The organism is Arthrobacter sp. MYb229 (assembly GCF_002975405.1).
Classification (GTDB): Bacteria; Actinomycetota; Actinomycetes; order Actinomycetales; family Micrococcaceae; genus Glutamicibacter.
The window spans coordinates 1,341,542-1,358,981 of the sequence record NZ_PCPS01000001.1 but is presented as its reverse complement, the minus strand read 5'-3'; the positions used below and the strand labels follow the sequence as shown (position 1 = coordinate 1,358,981).

Genomic DNA, 17,440 nt, shown 5'->3' with positions numbered 1-17,440 from the left:
TCTTGAGTAGTCTTTTTCTTTGCCCCTGTAGCGAGCATAGAACTTGCCACATGGGCATACCCTAGATTTTCTTTGAGAAGCTGCAGGAATGAATACCCAAAACACAAGTGAAAGCTTTACGTCTCGTAGCGCTCGCTACGGTGTGGAGCGACGGCGGAAGCGCCGCCTGCGCGGCGTACTGTTATCCGTAGTTGCGGTTGCAGTCGTTGCAGCCTTGGGTGCAGGGTTCTACCTATTTAGTCTTCAACATCAGTTCAATTCGAAAACCAATACCTTGTCCATCGACTACACCGATGAGCAGCAGAGTTCGCGACCCGTCAAAGATCCAGACGATGGCTCCATGAATATCTTGATGCTAGGTGTAGATCATGCTGATGATGAGCAATCGGACGCAGCGGCGCTAGACGGTGCTGTGAATCAGCGCAGTGACTCCATGATGCTGGTGCATATTCCAGAAAACCGAGAGCAAATTTACATCATGTCTTTGGTCAGAGATATGTGGGTAGATATCCCAGGATATGGCCAGAACAAGCTCAACGCTGCGGTGTCGCTTGGAGGGGTACCGCTGCTGATGCAAACCGTGGAAGGTCTATTCGACACGAAAGTTGATCACGTGGCGATGATTGATTTTGAGGGCTTCCGAGAGCTTTCCACGGCCTTGGGCGGCGTTACGGTTTCCAATGAGATACCCTTCACTGCGAATGACACCGACTACTTCTACCCAGCAGGAGAGATCACTCTTGAAGGGGATCGCGCCTTGCGTTTCGTACGCGAACGAAAGTCTTTCAGCGACGGTGATTACCAGCGAGTCAAGAACCAACGGACATTCCTCGTTGCGGCCGTGAATCAGATGCTGTCCAACGATACGCTCACCAATCCGGTGAAACTCTACGATATTGTCGACAAGGTTTCGCCCTACCTCACTTTCGACTCGCAATTCGACGCTGCGACCATGGTTGGTTTAGGAATGCAACTTAAAAATGTGGACACCGAAAACCTGGAGATGTTCACGATGCCGACTGCGGGAAGCTCAACTAGTGCCGATGGTCAGTCAATCGAACTTGCCAGCGAACTAGCAGTCGCTCAAATTTCAGAGGCGCTGCAAACCGATACGATGGCCGAATATTTGGCTGAGTACCCGCCAGAATAGACGTGCTCAAGCGTCAGTGGGAGCAATTGCACTCGCGTACGAAGCGCGAAATCACGTGTTACCACCACTCGTAAACTAGACTTTGATCATCTGTGCTTACGAATTCAAGTAGTAGTTAGCATTCGACAAGAGGACATTTTGCACATGACAGTTGCGGAGGAGGCCGAGAAGTACGGCTTGCACCGAGTAGGGGCAAGACCGTCATTGGTCGATTACCTGAAGCAGACGTGGAGTCGTCGCGAGTTCATTTATGAACTTGCCAAGGCCCGACTTCAGTCTCAGAACGAACGTAACCGTCTGGGCATGGTTTGGGTTGTCCTGAAACCTACGTTCAATGCCCTAATGTATGGATTCATCTTTGGCATCTTGCAGGGCGGGAACCGTCCTGCTGATTTCCCTGTATTCGTGGTTATCGGAGTGTTCCTCTTCGAGTTCTTCACTACGTCGATGAATGGCGGGGCAAAATCGATCACCGGAAATACCGCGCTTGTACAATCATTGGCTTTCCCAAGACTGTCACTTCCTGTAGCTCAAGTCACCCAGAATTTCTTGACTCTTGTTCCAATGCTTGGTGTGATGTTCATTTATGCCCTCATCCTAGGAACCGCTCCAAAATGGACGTGGTTTGTGATCATTCCACTGGTGCTCCTATTTAGCGTTTTCAATATGGGTATTGCGCTAATATGTGCACGAATAACGGTTCACATCCGAGATTTTACGAACATATTGCCGTTGATCGGACGTGTTCTCTTCTATACCTCAGGCGTGCTATTCAGCGTCGATCGTATCCTCAATCAATGGCCTTGGATGCTTGCCATATTTGACTATCACCCGCTTTACCAAACTCTGACGATCGCAAGAGCAATGATTATGGACAATAGCCCTTACGATCCACACGCGTGGCTTGTCGTGGGCATCTGGGCCATCGCTACTCTGGTGGTCGGGCTTATTTACTTCTGGAAAGCTGAGGAGCGTTACGGCCGTGCGGATTAGTTTTGATGACCTAATAAATCCTGAATTGCATCCAGACTATGAACCAGAACGGATTTTTTCAGATGACACCTCATTTATCGATGTGGTGTCCGCAGATGACGTTAAGAGTCCGAACCTAAATATCGATTCGAGCCGCCAACCGGTAGTCATGGTGGACAATCTCCACGTCAAGTACCAGGTGTATTCAAGCGGCAAAGCTGTGGGAGCTTCAGGTGCTCGCCGGTTGCTCCAGTCGAATATGCGAGGCGTTAGAACGGTTCATGCATTGAAGGGGATCTCCTTCGTGGCTTATGAGAATGAGTCAATTGGCGTGATCGGATCAAATGGTTCAGGTAAGTCGACGTTGCTTAAGGCCATTACGGGCTTGACTCCTCCTGCTTCCGGAAGTGTGTTTGCAAGATCGCGTCCCAGCCTTTTGGGCGTCGGCGCTGCTCTTATCCCCGGACTCTCGGGAGATAAGAACATTACTCTTGGTGGACTCGCCCTTGGCTACAACCGTCAAGAAGTCGAGAAGATGCGCGAAGACATCATCAAGTTTGCCGAACTTGAAGAATTTATCGATTTGCCAATGCGCACCTACTCTTCCGGCATGAGCGCGCGACTTAAATTTGCGATCGCGGCGTCGAAGCAGCACGACATTTTGATTATTGATGAAGCCTTGGCGGTCGGTGACGCGAAGTTCAAAAAACGCAGTGAAGCGAAAATCCGCGAAATTCGTGAGAACGCGGGAACGATCTTCAACGTTTCGCATTCGATGAACTCGATCAAGGAAACCTGCAATCGCTGCATCTGGATTGAAAAGGGCGTCCAGAAAATGGACGGCGATCCCGATGCCGTTATCAAGGCGTACCAAGCACACTTGAAGAAGAAGAAATAAAGGGACGGATGACTGAATATCCTGGCGTTGCCTACGTAATGCCTGTGCTGAACGAAGCAGATTACCTCGACGAGGCCGTCGCTTCTATCTTGGCGCAGGACTACGAAGGTGACAAGGAGCTTGTTCTTGCACTAGGTCCAAGCACGGACGAAACGAATCTTGTCGCACAGCGCCTAGCGGCTCAAGACTCTCGCATCACTTTGGTTGATAACCCGCAAGGACGAACCCCGATTGCGTTGAATCTCGCCATCCGCAACTCGACTAATCCGATTGTTATTCGCGTCGATGCGCATAGCGAGCTGCCCGCTTCCTACACGAAGCAGGGCATTGAAACGTTGAATCGTGTTGGCGCACACGACGTGGGTGGCCTGATGGACGCCCGTGGGCGCACGGCCCTCCAGAGGGCGATTGCCGCGGCATATCACTCCAAGTTCGGTTTCGGCGGACCTGCATATCATTCAGGCGCACCCGAGGGCGAAGCGGAGTCGGCATACCTAGGTATCTTCCGTCGCGAAGTTTTTGAAGAAGTGGGCTATTTCGACGAAAACATGTGGCGTGCCCAAGACTGGGAGCTATGCCTCCGGATCCGCCAGGCGGGGCATAAGGTCTGGTTTGATCCGGAGCTCAAGGTTGGCTATTACCCGAGAGACAACTTCCCGTCCCTGATTAAACAGTCATTTGCCTCCGGAACTTGGCGCGGGGAAATTGCGCGTCGTTTCCCAGAGGGCAAGTCGTTGCGCCATGACCTTCCACCATTGCTCCTTGCCGGGATTAGCGCGGGGATAGCTTCAGCAGTAATTCAGCCGTTGGCCGGTGAAAGACTTCCGAAGTCAGTCAATATCCTGCTGACGCTCAGTAAATCGATTCCGGTTCTCTACGGCGCGTGCACTTTGCTCGCCGGCTTCCGGGCCAAGGGAGAAGGCCTGAAAGAAAAGCTGCTTACCGCAGCCACCTTCCCGGCCATCCACCTTCCATGGGCCGCCGGCTATATCAAGGGCCGCGCAATGGGAGCAGGAAGCACTCTCGACAAAGGGCGAATCAAATGATCGCCGAACGCCCGGCTCGGCCCACGCTAGAAGAGCTGCGGGCCGTTTGCCAACCCCCTGAAGTCCGCGCGCGCAAGAACGCGGAGCACTGGACGGCTGAGCTGTACCTGCGCCATATCTCGATCTATCTGACCGCGGTGTTGGTCCGCACCCGAATCTCGGCCAACGGCGTTACCGGGTTGATGATTCTTGCCGGTTGGTGCATGTCCCTGGCACTGCTGATCCCGGGGATCTGGGGCCCGATTCTCGCTGTGGTTCTATCGCAAGTCCAGCTCTACTTTGATTGCTCGGACGGAGAAGTGGCTCGGTGGCGTGGTACGCAGTCACCACGTGGCATTTTTATCGACATGGTCGGTCACCATACGACCGAAGCCCTGATACCTATTGCCCTGGGATATCGCGTTTTCCTAGAACTCTCGGCAGCCGGAGCGAATGCAGCTCAAGCCTGGCCAACGTTGTTCATGGCCGGGTGCCTGGCTGTGTTGCTGGTATTGAACAGGTCCCAGTCACTGATGGTGCATGCCGCCCGGAGCATGGCTGGACTGGCTAAACTTCCAGATACCGCAGATGCGCGTTCAATTCCGGTGACATCCCTCGTGGGCCGCTTGCGTTCGCTGGCCCGCTTCTTGCCCTTCCACCGGATGCTTCACGCGGTGGAGCTCAGCTTGGTAATTTTGGCCTGCTCAATCATCTCTGCTCTGGTAGGTATTCCTGGAGTTGCCGAGAAATGGATGATTTGGATTCTCTTGCCTGCAACCGTCCTGGTTAACGTTGGTCATTTCATTGCGAACATGGCTTCGACACGGCTTAAAGCCAGTTAGTTCGAAGGGAGGAGGAAGATGTCTGAAAAGGAATTGCCTCGCGTCGGTGTCGTAGTGCTGACCATGGGAAACCGCCCCGCAGAGTTGCGGCGCGCTTTGGACTCCCTGCTCGCGCAGGAGTCTGTACAGATTGATGCCGTGGTCGTTGGCAATGGTTGGGATCCTGTTGATATCCCTGCCTCCATAAAGACGCATTTCCTTCAGGAGAATCTAGGAATTCCTGCGGGCCGCAATGCTGGTGTGGGTCTAGTAGAAGGCGAGTTCCTCTGCTTTCTAGATGATGACTCTTGGTTCCTTGACGATGATTTCTTGATTACCTCAGTCGAGCGTTTCAAGAGCTATCCGAAGATGGGCTTGCTGCAGCCGCGCATTACCGATCCGAAATCTTTCGAGAATGATCCCACCCGTTGGATACCTCGCCTGAATAAGCGCACGGCAGAAGAACCGAGCAAGGTTTTCCACGTGGGGGAGACCTGTTTGGTCAGCCCACGTGCCTTGTTTGACCAAACAGGCGGCTGGGCCGCAGGTTTTTGGTATGCGCATGAGGGAATTGAACTTGCTTGGCGTATCTGGGACACCGGACATTATGTTTGGTATGCCGGAGACATGAGGATCGGCCATCCGGTCGTGGACCCGCGTCGCCATGATGAGTTCTACCGGCTAAACGCACGGAACAGGGTTTGGCTGGCACGTCGTAATCTGCCGGCTCCCTTGTGCTGGATCTATCCAACTTCATGGCTCTTGGTAGAGTGCCTCAGGATGCGGAAAAATCGTTCTGCTGTCAGTCAATATGTCGCTGGTTGGCGCGCTGGCTGGCGTGGAAGCCCATGGCATCGAGAACCCCGGCCTAAGCTTAGATGGTCAACCGTGCTTAGAATGACTATGGCAGGAAGACCACCAGTACTTTAAGACTTATGGCGAGCGACAGAGCTCGCCACTCTAACTATGCACCAGCTAAATGGCGCGGAGGTAAACATGGCTAAAACAGTTCTTACTTACGGAACCTTCGACTTGTTCCATATTGGACACCTGAATATTCTCAAGCGCCTGAAGGAAAAGGGTGACCGGCTCGTAGTCGGCGTATCAACAGACGAGTTCAATGCGATCAAGGGCAAGAAGCCTGTTGTTCCGTTTGCGCAGCGTCTAGAAATCGTCCAAGCCATCAAGTATGTAGACTTGGCGATCCCGGAAGAGAACTGGGAGCAGAAGCGCTTGGACATCAAAAAATATGACGCGAAGGTCTTTGGCATCGGCGAAGATTGGAAGGGCAAATTTGATGACCTGGGCGACGAAGTTGAAGTAGTCTACTTGCCGCGCACCGCCGGCATCTCGACTACCGAGATGAAACGCGTATTGAGCGAATTCGATGAAAGGCACGTCGAGTCGTTGAAGAATACGCTTGATTCCTTGAGCCAGATTGTCAAAGAGCTTAGTTAGCAATCTTGAGTACGCGCCTCGTTCCCTACCCTCAGAAAGTTAACCTTGCCTACAGATCACTTTCCTGAAATTGCAAAGTCCGTCGTAAAAAACGCTCTGAGGGCTATCGGGCGTCAGCCAGCCGTGCGAACCGCGACGAAGCTGCTCAACCCAGTGGCCCAAGGCGGTCCCCGCGTTGGCATAGCTGATGTACCTGTTCCCGGTCGAGTCGCAATGTATTTCGGGGATGCCTCGAGCAAGATCTATCAAGTGGCTCAATGGCTACCTGTGTTAGAGAAACTCCACCAGAAGCAAGAAGTGCTTCTGGTCTTTCGTACGCTAAGTGCATTTCGGGCAGCGTCCAAGCGTACGTCTTTGCCGAAGGTGTACATCCGGCGATACTCAGATCTCATGGATTTCTACGACGACAATGATCTAAAGCTCATTATTTACGTCAATAACTCGTACATGAACTTCCAGTCAATCGAACATCCGCGCTTGGTTCACGTGCACGTAAACCACGGCGAGAGCGACAAGCTGTCTATGGTTTCCAATCGGGCGAAGGCCTACGACAAGGTCTTTGTGGCTGGCCCCGCCGCGATTAAACGTCATGAATCAATGCTTGTTGATTTCGATTTCGACAAACTTGTCATTACTGGCCGCCCGCAGTTGGACATCGAGTTTGAGCCCGAGCTAGAACCAAGTTTGCAGATGGATGTAATGTACGCGCCAACTTGGGAGGGCGAGAACGACGACAATAACTACACCTCAATAGATCTTTACGGTGAAGAAATTGTTGACGCTCTCTTAGCGAACCCAAATTTGCGAGTCATCTATAAGCCGCATCCGCGCGTACAAGGAAGTATCGATCGGGCCGTGGCAAGGGCGCACGAGAACATCGTGGCCAAACTGGAAACGGCGAATGCCCTCGGGGCCAAGCACTTGGTGTGTTTGGAAGGGAATATCCTTTCAATGTTTGGTGCCACGGATGCGTTGATTACCGATGTGTCTAGCGTGGCATTGGATTTCCTGTACCTGCACCCTGCGAAACCGTTGGTGCTTTCGGATCGGAGGACCAACCAGGTGAACCTCCAGCGGGACGCTCCGGTCTCCCAGGCATGTCAAGTCGTAGACGCGAGCACGATCGGGAATGCTGCTGAGCTTCTTGAAACTGCGTTAATCAACAACCAGCTTCAAGAAGCACGAGAGGATATGCGTCGTTTCTACTTCGGGGAACTGGACCGTGGTGAATCAACGCTACGCTTTGAGCAGGTCATCGAGCAGCTGATTATGGAACGGGCGCAGAAGCTTAGCGGCATTCGGCAGTGGCATCGCTAGGAGATTGCCAGCGAATTCTAGGGATCGACGCACGTCAATTCGCGCTTCTCTGGTTTCCTCAGTCCATAGACTAGTTACGAACCTCTATGCTGACTAAGAAATGGGAAAATTCGTGGATCTCGCTCGATGGCGTGGCGCACCAAATGGGATGCTGCCGACGCCACTGTTCCAAGAGACTCTTGCGTCCGAACTTGCCGGTCCCTTGCCGGGAGCGTCGTCCAAAGCTCCAAAAAGCCTGGAAAACGAAAATGCTGTTGGCGACCGGAATGGACGTGGCTATTTCTGGGATGGGAATTTCGCACGCTATGCCACGAATCAAGAGTCAGGGCACCCGTTGGAGACGGCGTTTCAATTACCAGGGATGTCCTCCTTCCCAACAGCTGAGCCTGGCTCGAACGCAACCTGCACAACTGGGGACGGGGGCTCTCGCAAATGGATTCGCAATTCCGGAGATATTCCGCTTAGGTGTTCACTTCCGTACCGATTAGCTTTACGGACCGGTCAGGGATATCCCATGGTACTCGACTACGCTCATTCAGATATAGGTTGTCGAAGTCTTTCAGCGCGGTCGCTTCAGCTCGCCCGGCGTAGCCTGCCGCGAATGTTCCGCTTGAACGAGATTCGGCAGCCAACGGACATTCGCCAAAGAACGCGCGTGGTGAAAATGCCAAGCGCAGTCGTTTTCCGCTCTCGTCATTCGTTCGAAAAGTAGATTGCGGCTGCAACGCCAGAATCTGAAAGTTAGTGACGCACAATTTTAAGGAATATCGTCAGTGGTTCTTAAGAAGCTTTCCGCACAATCGCTGGTCCAGTCGCTCGTCAGCGATGTCCGCGGCCAGCGGCTGAAAAGGAAGTCATTCCGCTATTACGCTGGTCATCACACGCTAGGCCTGGAGTCACACGACGGTGCCCTGCTCGTGGACGCGGAGCTGAATTACGCTCCCTCCGGCGTCTCGGTGCTGCACGGCCGGACCCTCGTGTTCAGCGCGGACACGGATAACGTGGAGCGGGCGGACACCGGGCGGTTCACTGCCAAAGCAAAGATCGAGCTAGCAGCACTGCTCGAAGCGTGGGAAGACTACCGCGCCCAGAAAGCTGCAGATGCGGAGAATGCCGTCCCGGATGATGACGAGATTGCGGTATCCGAAGAGGCTGCAGTGGAGGACGAGGGACTTCCCGCCGGCACCGTACGCTTGGCATTCAGCTTCAACTGCCCCTTTGAGGACTTGCCCACCGGGATCGCCTGGGTACAGCTAGAACCCAATGGCGAGCTGATGCGCCGCAAGGAAGTCAACGCTCTCATTGCCGAGGAGGCTCTGGTCCTCGAAGGTCCGGTGATCGCTCACCGCATTATGGGCAGGTTCGAAAAGACCGAACTGCGCAGTGCCGCCCACTTCCATGCCGGCGAACGCAGCGCCGGTGTCTACGTGAACAAACGCGCCGAGGTCTCCATTGGGCTGAACCGCGATGTTTCGCACTCCTACCGCATTCGAACCGACAAGACGCAAGTCCAAGAGGGAGTCTTCAGCCTCGCCGGGATTCTTGACACGCAAACCGATCGGCTGACCGGGGCGCACTTGAGCATTGTCGGGCGCCGTTCCCAACTGGTTTTCGAGTCGCCCGTGGACCTGGCCTTGGACGATGCTCTTGCGGACCGCCGGTTTGGCAAGGCTACGTACTCCTGGAAGACTTCCTTGGACTTCGCCAAAGAGGACTGGTCAGCGATCGACCGGGGCGATAACTACGATGTCTACTTGATGGTCACCGCCCACGGAAGCGATGAACCACGTCGCATCCGTGTCACCAGAACCCCATTCGTGGTCCGTTCAACCACCCGTGCCGGTGCGGTACAGGTGGGGAACCAGACGCTGGCAATCTCGCCGTACTTCACCTTCAAGGCCAAATCCACGTCGTTGACTCTTGAAGTCTTCGACAAGGAGGCCTTCGCGGTCCTGACCGATTCAAAGGCGCGGAATTTCCCGATTCTTGAGGCGGGGCGCAAGCCCATCTGGATTGTCGGAGAACTGTCCTACAAAGCTCAGGACAATGGGCTGCACCTGTTCCGCTATTTGCGTGCCGAGCGCAAGGACATCGATGCCTACTATGTCATTGACGAGAATGCCCCGGATCTGCGCAATTTCGACTCGATGGACCATGTTGTTTTCCATGGCAGCAAAGAGCACTTCGAGTTGGCCATTAGGGCATCCCGATTTGTCGGCACCCATCATGCGGACTATCTGTACCCCACCCGTCACCAAAGCTTCTCCTCCCGGACCCGCGCAACCCGAGTCTTCCTCCAGCACGGTGTCATGGGCACCAAATGGATGGTGCCCAACTACGGAAAGAACTCCCCGGGCTTCACCACGGACTTGTTCATGGTGTCCTCCGAACGCGAAAAGCAATACATCGTCTCGGACTTCCTGTATTCCTCCGAAGATGTCAAAGTCACGGGCCTGTCGAGGTTCGACTCCCTGCTTGCCGGTGATATTCCAACCAACCAGAACATGCTGCTGATCATTCCCACCTGGCGGGACTGGCTGCAGAACGAGGAAGCATTCCTCGAATCAGAGTACCTGCAGCAGTGGAAGGATCTGCTCTCGTCTCCGGAACTCGCGGCATTGGCTGCCGAGCATTCGCTGGAGGTTGTCTTCAGCCTGCACCCGAATATGCAGCACTTCCGCGAGCATTTCAAGGATACTCCCGCGCGACTGATCGTTCAGGGCGAAGTCGATGTCCAGGAACTGATCAAAACCGCTGCGGTGATGGTTACCGACTACTCCTCGGTGGCTTTCGACTTCAGCTTCCTGCACAAACCGGTGCACTACTTCCAATTCGACCGTGCGCGCTTCCTTGGCAAGCAAGGCTCGCATCTTGACCTGGATGCCGAGCTGCCGGGGCGTATCGCGTTTGACAGCGCGACCCTCCTGCAGGATCTTGCGCAGACGATGGACCGTGACAAGGCCATGGAGGCCGAATACGTCCTGCGTGCAGATGCCTTCATGACCCACCGGGACCAACACAACAGCCAGCGAGTTACCGCTGAGATCGAGCAGGCCGCGTTGCGCCGCCGTGCACAGGACGGATGGAAGGCTGAACTGCCCGAAAAGCTCATGCGCCGATTCCGGAAGGACAAGCGCTACTTCTCGGTCATGCGCGCCCTGTTCAAGGCGGTGTCGCGCACACCGGCCGACGATAACCTGATTGTTTTCGAGTCGGGACTGGGCAAGCAATACGGCGACTCTCCGCGGTACATCTATGAGGAACTGGTTCGCAGCGGCGATACCCGTAAAAAGGTCTGGATCTATTCGGGTGCGCATCGCTTCACAGACGCCAACACGATCACCATCAAACGGCTCTCTCCCGAGTACTTCTGGTACTTGGCGAGGGCTAAATACTGGGTGAGCAACCAGAGCTTCCCGCACTACCTGCGCCGTCGCAAGGATGGCATCTTCTTGCAGACCTGGCACGGAACGCCGCTGAAGCATATGGCCCTGGACATCGAAGAGATCCATGGCCGTGATGAGGGCTACGTCCAGCGTGTACTCAATGCCACCAAGCAGTGGTCCCACCTCATCTCGCCGTCGCAGTACACCACTGAGATCATGAAATCGGCGTATTCTTTCTCAGGGATTGCCGCCGAACTTGGCTATCCGCGCAACGACATCCTCATGTCCAGCGACGCACCAGCCAGGGAGGCAAAAATTCGTGAAGGGCTCGGTCTTGCACCGGGAGTGCAAACCATCCTCTATGCGCCCACCTTCCGGGATGACGCAGGAACGGGCCGCGGGCGATTCCGCTTCGAACTTCCCATGGACCTGGAGGAATTTGACCGGCGCTTCGGTGCGGACACCGTGCTGCTGCTGCGCATGCACGTGCTCGTCTCCAACGCGATCAGCATTCCGGAAGAGCTCCAAACGCGGATCATGGATGTCTCGAGCTACGCGGACATCCAGGAGCTATACCTGGCGGCAGACGTTCTGATCACGGACTATTCTTCGGTGTTCTTCGACTATTCCCTGCTGTGCCGACCGATCGTTTTCTACGCCTATGACTTGGAAAATTATCGGGATAACCTCCGCGGGTTCTATCTGGACTACCAGAAGGAAATGCCTGGTCCGATTGTCGAGACCGAAACGGAGCTGTGGGATACGGTGCAGCGAGCTCTGGATGGCAAGGACATTGGGGGAGCGGACCGTGAGAGCTTCATTGCCCGTTTCGCGCCACACGACGACGGATCAGCCTCACGGCGCGTCGTTGAACGCTTCTTCCCACGCAGCTGACAGCTAGCCAGTAAAGCCCGGCATCGATCTATCGATGCCGGGCTTTACTTCGGATGGCAGCCAACACGGCTGAAATATAGCTGATTGTCCGGGTAAATAGGGAAGAATCATCAGGTAGCTCGCGAGCCACCGATGGACAGCCTGCGTGATCCAGCACGGGCCGATGGTTAAAGGAACATTGTGAATAGATTTAGTACCCGCGTCATCCTAGGAATTGGACGACGTATCGAACATCGCGGCAAATTCCGCCTTGCCGCAATATTCTATGAACGGGCGCTGGCAACGAAACTCCTGAAATCCGACGAAATTCGCTTCCGGCTCGGATTCTGCCAGTTCAAGATGAAGAAATATTCCTTGGCCATGGTCAATATGGAATCCGCCATCGCGCACCAACCGCACCGCTTCGGCTGGATCCAAGCCCTTGCCATGAACATGCAGCGGATGAAAAAGTTCGACCGCGCCCTGGAGCTGTTCGCGGCGGCTTGCGCTGGACAACCGCAAAATATTCGGTGGCACACCCGTTACGCCAAGTGCGCGGTTGCTGCCCGCAAGAAGGATCTTGCCGGGTCAATATTAGAGAATCTCGTCGTCAGGTTCCCCTCCGAGCCTTCGAGCTCCGCGTCCCTCGCAGATCATCTGCTTCAAACCGGGCAGCGATGGCGTGAGCTCGAAGTACGCCAGGCGTACGCCCCGGTGCACGAGCTTGAAGCCAAGTGGATGCTGCTCACCGGCCAGGCGGCACAATTCATGGCTCGGTTCGAAATATCCCGAGACTATTTCCAGCAGGCCACGGCACTGGATCCGGAGTATTCCAAGGCCTGGTATGGCCTGGCTCGTGCCTACGAGGAACTAGGCGAATACGAGAACGCACAACGAGCCGACGCCCAAGCCGTGCTCACCAGCAATGACGAACAAATATCGACGCTGGGTGTGGGACGGTTGCATGAACGAGCAAACGACTGGATGCGAGCCTCGGAATCCTACCGGGAAGCGTTGGCCGCCTCCAACAGCCCGGGGACGAGGCAAGGACTGAACTATCGCGCAGGCGAAGTGAACAGCAAGCTGTTCAATCTGGAAGCGGCAGCCAAGCACTTCGGCGACGCTCGTGAAGCCGCCACTACGGTCGAAGAGCAGGTACTATCGGCCTACGCCCAAGCCCGGGTCTACGCCCGCGCCGGCAATTTCGCCGGTGCCGCGGATACCTACTCGAGCTTTGTCGAATTGTTGCCGGAGCAAAGCCGTGTGGAAGAACCCGTAGCGCTCTACCGTTATGCCCATGCGCTGCATCGAATGAACGATTATGAACAAGCGGCAAGAGTGTACCTTCGGGCGGCTAGCGCGTGGGGCTACCTCGACGGAACGCTGAAGGTCCCGGCCGCAGCCGGGCCACGCGCCGCCCACCATATCGACCTAGCACAGGCGGCCGAAGAACGCGGGCAGTGGGATGACGCCGCGGAAGCCTATCGAGATGCGCTATGGCACACCTCTACGACCCAACGGACGTGGCAGGCACGGGCAGGACAAGCACTGGCCAAGAGCGGTGAGCCGCGAGTTGCCTGCGGCTATTTTGAGAATATGCTGCTCTTCACCGAGATTTCGGTGGCAGGTCTGGGAACCGCACTCAAGGGCGTGGGGCGGCACCGGGGCGCCTTATACATTCACGCGAGCGAACAGCTTCCGCTGGATGAGAAGCTGGTGCTTTTTGAGTCTTCTCATGGAAAAAACGTGCATTGCCACCCTCTGGCCATTTACCAGGCCATGCGCCAAGACGAACGCTTCGACGGGTTCCGCTACGCGTGGGTCTACAACGACCACAACGAGGTCCCTGCGCAGCTTTCGGAAGATCTGGATGTAGCGATTATCAAGCAACACTCGGATGCTTATATCCGGGTGCTGGGAACGGCTAAATTCCTGGTGAATAACGCTACCTTCCCGGCATATTACTCAAGGCGCGAGGGGCAGCAGGTCCTGAATACCTGGCATGGCACCCCGCTGAAATTCATGGGAAAGCTCGTCAAGGGCGCCGTTGGAGAACATAGAAATGTGCAGCGCAACTTCCTGCACACCACACACCTGATGGTGCCGAACCGGCACACGTTGAAGACGCTGTCGCAGGATCACGACCTGGACGGGATGTTCCCGGCTACGGTGGCACTGACCGGCAGCCCACGTGTTGACTCGATGGTGAACCTCAGCGCGCAGCGCCGTGCAGAAATACTCACCGAGCTGGGGATTGATCCGCAGAACCAAGAACCTGTCGTGCTCTTTGCCCCCACCTGGCGCGGACAGCTCAATGACCGAAGCTATAATGTGGATTCGTTGGTGACGGACGTAGCCAAAATGGCGCGCGGCGACCACCAGATGCTGTTCCGCGCGCACCGCTTCGCCGAACAGCTCATTGGCGACGCGCAATTGGACGCCACAGTGGTTCCGGCTTCGATCGATACCAACGAACTTCTAGCCGTTGTCGACGTGCTGATCACAGACTATTCATCGATTTTCTATGATTTTCTCCCGGCGCGAAAGCCCGTACTCTTCTACACCCCGGACTTCGAAGCCTATGATGCCGAACGCGGGCTGTATTTCGAGCGCGAAAGCTGGCCCGGAGAAGTCAGCGACAACATTGACGATTTGGTCAGCAGCCTGCGCCAGACGCTGCAAGCCCCTGCAGGCACCGCGCACCCAAATTTCGAGGAGAACCTTGCAGAGTTCGCTCCGATGGAGGATGGAAACGCGAGCGCACGGGTCATCGAATTCTTCTTCTTTGACGATCAGGCGCACGTACTCGCCCCAGAAGCCGACACTCGGACCAAACTCCTCTTCTACCAGGGCCCATTCAAGCCCAACGGAATCGCAACGGCCTTCGTGAATCTGATTGGGTCCTTGGATCCCGCTAAGTATCTCGTCGCGGTGGCAGTGGACATGAACGCGACGGGTTCCGACCCGGCGGCCATGGAAATCCTCAATTCGCTGCCCAGCCATGTGAAGGTGCTGCCGCGCGCAGGAGCCACGGCGATGTCCGCCGAGGAACGCTGGGTATCGGATTCTTTCCATGCCCAGCGCGGTTTCAGCTCGGCAGAGGCAGAGAATATTCATCTGGGCACCATGGCGCGGGAAATGAACCGCAGCTTCGGCTCCGCTCGCTTTGACATGGCCATCAATTTTGAAGGATATTCACGGTTCTGGGCCGCGCTCTTCGCCGCGGCCCACAGCCACGCAGCTAGCACGAGCATCTACCTTCACAACGATATGGTGGGCGAATGGCTGCTGCGCTTCGGCACCATGCCAGGCTTGTTCGCCACCTACGGCCACTATGACGCCCTCGTTTCGGTGACCGACAGCGTGGGGGAGATCAATCAACTGCAACTAGGTGAACGGTTCGGTATCGACGAATCAAAATTCACCGTCTCGGAAAACCTGCTGGATCTGAACAAGCCTTCGGATTGGGCAGAACTGTCCGAGCCGGTGCACGAGTTCAGCGGAGAGGGGTTGACGGTCTTCGCGAATATGGCACGACTTTCCCCCGAAAAGGGGCAGGCAAAGCTGCTGCACGCATTCGCTCGGGTGCACGCCGCTCATGCAAATACCCGTCTGCTGCTCATCGGCGACGGACCGTTGCGTCTGAGCCTCGAAGAGCAGATAACCGGACTTGGCTTAGCCGGCAAGGTAGTTATCACCGGTCTGCTGGCCAACCCGTTCCCGACCTTGAAATCTGCCGATTGTTTCGTCTTCTCCTCGGACTATGAAGGACAAGGACTCGCAATGATCGAGGCGATGATGCTTGGTCTACCGGTAATCTCCACCGACGTCGTCGGTTCGCGCAGCGTCTTGACCGGAGGATTCGGACTGCTCGTCGAAAATTCCGTCGAGGGATTGGCCGAAGGCATGGAACATCATCTCAACGGGTACAAGGCCGAGCTTGAGTTTGATGCCGAACGCTACCAATTGCAGGCGCTAGAACAATTCGAAACTCTGGTGAAATCGCCAGTGCCTACCGGTTCGCACTTGGGCTAGGAGTCGAGCAGGGCGAGCGACTCCGCCAGGAACCGCGTCATGCTCGCGCCGGGCGTGATGTCCCCGAAGTACTTCTCAATGAGGGCATCACGTTCGGCGTCGTTGGTTTCCAGCGCTTCACGGACTAGATCGGCAGTGTGCGCGGCTTGAACTGAGCTTAGGCTCGGTAGCTGTTCCAATGCGGGGGAGTCGGCCACGACGGCCTCCGAGGACACGGGTGTGGTGATGAATATGGGTTTGCCGGTAGCAAAGAAATCGTAGGCTACAGCCGAGATGTCCGTGATGCAGGCATCCGCCTTATGCCATTGCCATCCCCAATGCGCGGTGTCGTCAAAGAGCAACCGTCCAGCTGATTTCGGATTCGCCGAATTGAGTCTTTCCCGGATCTTGGCCACGTCCGCGCCGAATTGTTCAACGTTGACCCCTGACCGAGGATGCGGGCGGAAAATGACGTTGAAGCCTCCGTCATTGATCAACGAATCGATGACCTGCACGCCGTGGCTCGATACCGATCCGTAGTTCATTGACGGACGGTCCCCTTCCCAGGTGGGCGCATAGAGCACCGTGGGCAGCGCGCTATTCAGCGCATAGGGAGCCAGATATTCCGCATCAATCTGCGGCCGGCCAACCAATCGGGTTCGCTGCTCGACATCATAGTTACGCAAGTTCAGCGCTAGCCGGTCACGTGCGGCCTGGCCTGCACTGAAAACATAGTCATAGGCTTTGAGCTGGTTAGACCACATATAGGCCTTTTCGCTTTCCCCATGGCAGATGAACACGTGGTTGGGTTCGTTGAAGCGGAGCATCTGGAAGTTGCGGATGTTCTGATTGATGTAGAACACCACGTTGAGATTCTGGGAATCAACTAATTCTTCGATGTCGCCAATTGTGGGGGCAAGATACACGGGAAGCGGGCATTCTTCAGACAAGGCCAGCGCGGTACCGGCGTTGCGGGTAATCACCACGACCGGAGCGGACTCGGCCAAGTGCTTCAACGGCTCATACCACTGGCGGATCTGATACGCATTGACCATCGCATCGGCAAAGTACAGTGCCACCCGATACCGTTGCTCACCGGTGGGCTGATGGAATAGGTGCCGAGCGTGCCGCTGGACGTAAGCGCGCTGCTGGCGGGCGTCCAAGCGCATCTTGGCAAATTTAGCTGCACCGGCCAAAACTGGAATCGCGCGCATTTATCCCTCTCATGAACCTCAGAAACTCATGAATCATTCTATGCAAGAGATTATTTCGGTAACTGGTAGACAGGCCAAATGGCCGAAAAATTTCAAATCGTGTGATGATCTGGGCTCATGCAAGCAAAAATAGCGGAAATGGGCGCCTTCTTGTCTTGATGCAAGAGGAAGGTGCGATATTGTGTGTTTAGTGCAACATTGATTCTATGCCGTTTGAAGCGTTCCCGGTTTGGGAAGTGAGCGTCAATCAAGCTAAGATGAAATGTCGGACTATGTTTTTATAGGAGTCATCATTAGCGATAAGCGTTCTGA

The 17,440-nt window shown here is 55.4% G+C and carries 11 protein-coding genes; 10 read left to right on the top strand and 1 reads right to left on the bottom strand.

Annotated features, from left to right (window positions below; genetic code table 11):
• The first annotated feature begins 88 nt into the window (after positions 1-88).
• The 10 genes from CQ019_RS06315 (at position 89) to CQ019_RS06270 (ending at position 15,935) form a co-directional block, all read left to right on the top strand.
• Complete coding sequence (locus CQ019_RS06315; RefSeq protein WP_105554581.1) at positions 89-1,150, top strand: LCP family protein; 1,062 nt, start codon at positions 89-91, stop codon at positions 1,148-1,150.
• A 144-nt stretch (positions 1,151-1,294) separates the two neighbouring features.
• Positions 1,295-2,143: an ABC transporter permease gene (locus CQ019_RS06310; protein ID WP_105569199.1), complete on the top strand. Its 849-nt coding sequence runs from the start codon at positions 1,295-1,297 to the stop codon at positions 2,141-2,143.
• A gap of 148 nt (positions 2,144-2,291) precedes the next feature.
• Complete coding sequence (locus CQ019_RS06305) at positions 2,292-3,020, top strand: ABC transporter ATP-binding protein (RefSeq protein ID WP_105554637.1); 729 nt, start codon at positions 2,292-2,294, stop codon at positions 3,018-3,020.
• 8 nt (positions 3,021-3,028) lie between these two features.
• On the top strand, positions 3,029-4,066 hold the full coding sequence (locus CQ019_RS06300; protein ID WP_105554583.1) for a glycosyltransferase family 2 protein: 1,038 nt from the start codon (positions 3,029-3,031) through the stop codon (positions 4,064-4,066).
• Complete coding sequence (locus CQ019_RS06295; RefSeq protein ID WP_105554584.1) at positions 4,063-4,887, top strand: CDP-alcohol phosphatidyltransferase family protein; 825 nt, start codon at positions 4,063-4,065, stop codon at positions 4,885-4,887. Before CQ019_RS06300 ends, CQ019_RS06295 begins: the two co-directional genes overlap by 4 nt.
• Before the next feature lie 18 nt (positions 4,888-4,905).
• Entirely contained in the window at positions 4,906-5,796 is an 891-nt protein-coding gene (locus CQ019_RS06290) for a glycosyltransferase family 2 protein (protein ID WP_105554585.1), read from the top strand.
• A 66-nt stretch (positions 5,797-5,862) separates the two neighbouring features.
• Complete coding sequence (locus CQ019_RS06285) at positions 5,863-6,324, top strand: adenylyltransferase/cytidyltransferase family protein (protein WP_105554586.1); 462 nt, start codon at positions 5,863-5,865, stop codon at positions 6,322-6,324.
• A 390-nt stretch (positions 6,325-6,714) separates the two neighbouring features.
• Positions 6,715-7,641: a CDP-glycerol glycerophosphotransferase family protein gene (locus CQ019_RS06280; RefSeq protein ID WP_181148277.1), complete on the top strand. Its 927-nt coding sequence runs from the start codon at positions 6,715-6,717 to the stop codon at positions 7,639-7,641.
• A 773-nt stretch (positions 7,642-8,414) separates the two neighbouring features.
• Entirely contained in the window at positions 8,415-11,921 is a 3,507-nt protein-coding gene (locus tag CQ019_RS06275; protein WP_105569197.1) for a CDP-glycerol glycerophosphotransferase family protein, read from the top strand.
• A 180-nt stretch (positions 11,922-12,101) separates the two neighbouring features.
• Positions 12,102-15,935 (top strand): CDP-glycerol glycerophosphotransferase family protein, encoded by a 3,834-nt coding sequence (locus CQ019_RS06270; protein WP_105569196.1) that lies wholly within the window; start codon positions 12,102-12,104, stop codon positions 15,933-15,935.
• Here CQ019_RS06270 and CQ019_RS06265 read toward each other — a convergent pair.
• Positions 15,932-17,128, bottom strand: a complete 1,197-nt coding sequence (locus tag CQ019_RS06265) for a CDP-glycerol glycerophosphotransferase family protein (protein ID WP_105569195.1) — start codon at positions 17,126-17,128, stop codon at positions 15,932-15,934. The two genes, CQ019_RS06270 and CQ019_RS06265, sit on opposite strands and share 4 nt — an antisense overlap.
• Positions 17,129-17,440 lie beyond the last annotated feature (312 nt).